Here is a 3,041-nt window from a genome sequence, read left to right on the forward strand (position 1 = left end):
GCCGAAGCCATCTCGAGCGGGTCGCGCCGATCCGACGACCGTGACGTCGGCCGACCGTCCAAAGCGGCCTTCACCGCCTCGATCGGATCCCGGAAACGATTCGGCGAGTCGTCCTGCACGGGCGGCAGGATCGTGGTCAGCCGGTCGTCGGGCGGAACCGGAGGCCTTGACGAACCTCGTCGGGTCGACCCGGCATCAGCCCCTGACCCCTTCGGGTTGCCAGCGGCTGACTGGTCTTGCTGCCCTTCGTTATTCACTGGCCGTGCGGGCGCCGTCGCGCGCTGTCCGGGTGCTGCGCGGCTTCCGCGGCGGACGCGCCGTCCGTGCCGCGCCGAGAACATACGACTTGACCAAGTGATTCCAACTGCAGGTTCGACACACCTCCACCACGTGTACGGAGAACTCCTCGAACCGCGAGGCTAGCAAGACCAATTCTTCGGCGGTCCGTGCAGACCCGGACACCGCGCCGAGGTGGTCGCCGAATACCCACGACACCAGCGTCAGCTGCTCCTTGCGACAGATCGGGCACATCACCGAGCTGACCTTGCCGTGGAACTTCGCCGCGCGCAGCAGGTAGGGGTTGGCGTCACACACCTCGGTTACACCGGTCCGGCCGGAGTAGACCTCGGCCAGCAGGGAGCGGCGCCGGAGCGCGTAGTCCACCACCTGTCGCTGCAATCGCACGATGACCAGAGTACGTCCGCGAGGACGCTGCCGAGAGGTAGGTCGGTTACGTTTCCCGGTTACGAAGCACTGACCTCGCCGACGTTCGGCAGGAACGCCGACCTGACCGGCTCGGCCGGTCGGCTCTGTGCGGCCCCGTCGCCCAGTAGACCCCGCGCAGCCAGGATCGGGCGGACGCCCTCGCCGAAGACGTAGGCCTCCTCGAGATGGGGATATCCGGACAAGATGAAGTGGTCCAGGCCCAGCTCGGCGTATTCGGCGATGCGATCGGCGACCTCAGCGTGCGAGCCGACCAGCGCGGTGCCCGCGCCACCACGCACCAGTCCGACGCCGGACCACAGGTTGGGATAGATCTCCAGCCGTCGCACATCCACCCCGGCTGTGTAATCCTCACCACCACCATGCAATTGGCGCATCCTGCGTTGGCCGACCGACTCGGAGCGGGCCAGCGACTGCTGTGCCGCGGCCACGGTCTCCGGGCTCAGGCCGTTCAGCAACCGCTCCGCCTCGGCCCAGGCCTGCTCGGTGGTGTCGCGGGAGATGACGTGCACCCGAAGGCCGTAGCTCACTTGCCGACCCCGCGCCGCGGCCAGGCCCCGAATCCAGTCCAGCTTTTCTTTGACCTGCTCGGGCCGCTCGCCCCAAGTCAGGTAGGTATCGGCATATTGGGCCGCGACCTGGCCGGCCTCCGGCGAGGAGCCGCCGAAGAAGACGGGCGGCAGCGGATCGGGTCGTCGCGCCAGCGAGGCTTGCTCGATGCGCAGGTGTTCGCCGGTGGCGGTCACCGGGGAGTCGGACGTCCACAGCCGGCGGACGACGTCCAGGAATTCCCCACAGCGCGCGTAGCGGTCCTGCTTCTCCAGGAAGTCACCGAACGCGCGCTGCTCGCTGCTCTCGCCACCGGTCACCACGTTGAGCATCAGCCGGCCCTGTGACTGCCATTGAAAGGTCGTCGCCATCTGCGCGGCCAGCGTCGGACTGATCAGTCCCGGGCGGAACGCCACCAGATACTTCAGCGTCTCGGTGTTGCCGATCAGCATCGCGGTGGTCAGCCAGGCGTCTTCGCACCACAGACCGGTAGGCGTCAGCACAGCCTCGAAGCCATTGCTCTCGGCGGCCTGGGCCAATTGGATGAGGTACTTCAGGTCGGCCGGCCGATCGCCGCGCATGGTGCTGCCATGGCCGCCGGCGATCAGATCGCGCGAGTCCCCGTAGGTCGGAAGAAACCAATGCAGATGAATGGACACGTTGTCTGGTTATGCCTGGCAGAGCGCATCCCGAACAGTCTTGCAACCACGCTGATTGCAATCCGGCCGTCTCCGAAGACGCCGTCCTGACCCAGCGGCGACCAACGGCTGAACAGAGTGCGAACATCACCTGGCTGACCGGAGTGGCGCCGAATATATCGGGCCGATACTATGCAGCGAGACTGTTTCTCGACATAACAGCAACGCAATCGGTGCAGCAAAGGAGGTGACTCGATGCTGGAGCTCGCGATCCTGGGACTCTTGCTCGAGTCGCCCATGCACGGCTACGAACTGCGCAAACGGCTGACCGGCCTGCTCGGAGCCTTCCGGGCATTCTCTTACGGATCGCTGTATCCCGCGCTTCGGCGGATGCAGGCCGACGGGATGATCGCCGAGAACGCCGCCCCGGCCGGTACGCCGGTGCGGCGCGCCCGGCGCGTGTACGAATTGACCGACGCGGGCCGGCAGCGCTTCAGCGAGCTGGTGGCTGACACCGGCCCGCACAACTACACCGACGACGGCTTCGGCGTGCACCTAGCGTTCTTCAACCGCACACCGGCCGCAGCGCGGATGCGCATCCTGGAGGGTCGCCGCCGCCAGGTCGAAGAACGTCGAGAAGGCCTGCGTGAAGCAATCGCGCGGGCCAGTAACTCACTGGACCGTTACACCCGCCAGCTGCACCAACTCGGGCTGGAGTCCAGCGAGCGTGAAGTCAACTGGCTCAACGAGCTGATCGCGGCCGAACGTTTAGCGCAAAGCAGCGCTGAGCAGGCCTAGAGCCAAGTAACCCCCGAGAAAGAGTTAAGGAGAACGCCGTATGAGTGAGCAGAACGCGCCACAGGCGTCGACGGAGGTCCGAGTCGCCATAGTCGGCGTCGGCAACTGCGCGTCCTCGCTGGTACAGGGCGTCCAGTACTACTACGACGCCGACGAGAACAGCGCTGTCCCCGGCTTGATGCACGTGAAGTTCGGCCAGTACCACGTCCGCGACGTGAAGTTCGTCGCCGCGTTCGACGTGGACGCCAAGAAGGTCGGCTTCGACCTGTCCGAGGCCATCTTCGCGTCGGAGAACAACACCATCAAGATCGCAGACGTGCCGCCGACCAACGT

At 66.0% G+C, this 3,041-nt stretch carries 3 protein-coding genes and 1 pseudogene; 2 read left to right on the forward strand and 2 right to left on the reverse strand.

Annotation, left to right across the window (positions count from 1 at the left end; translation table 11 throughout):
- Positions 1–249: 249 nt before the first annotated feature.
- Both WAO18_RS18205 and WAO18_RS18210 read right to left on the reverse strand, forming a co-directional pair.
- Positions 250–684, reverse strand: a complete 435-nt coding sequence (locus WAO18_RS18205; protein WP_422207633.1) for a DUF5318 family protein — start codon at positions 682–684, stop codon at positions 250–252.
- 59 nt (positions 685–743) lie between these two features.
- Positions 744–1,931, reverse strand: coding sequence for an LLM class flavin-dependent oxidoreductase (locus WAO18_RS18210; RefSeq protein ID WP_422207634.1), 1,188 nt, complete (start codon positions 1,929–1,931; stop codon positions 744–746).
- A 234-nt stretch (positions 1,932–2,165) separates the two neighbouring features.
- Here WAO18_RS18210 and WAO18_RS18215 point away from each other — a divergent pair, with 234 nt between their 5' ends.
- On the forward strand, positions 2,166–2,708 hold the full coding sequence (locus WAO18_RS18215) for a PadR family transcriptional regulator (protein WP_422207635.1): 543 nt from the start codon (positions 2,166–2,168) through the stop codon (positions 2,706–2,708).
- 40 nt (positions 2,709–2,748) lie between these two features.
- Positions 2,749–3,041 (forward strand): annotated as a pseudogene (locus tag WAO18_RS18220) (inositol-3-phosphate synthase); the annotation flags it as partial.

This window comes from Mycobacterium sp. (assembly GCF_049278535.1).
Taxonomy (GTDB): domain Bacteria; phylum Actinomycetota; class Actinomycetes; order Mycobacteriales; family Mycobacteriaceae; genus Mycobacterium.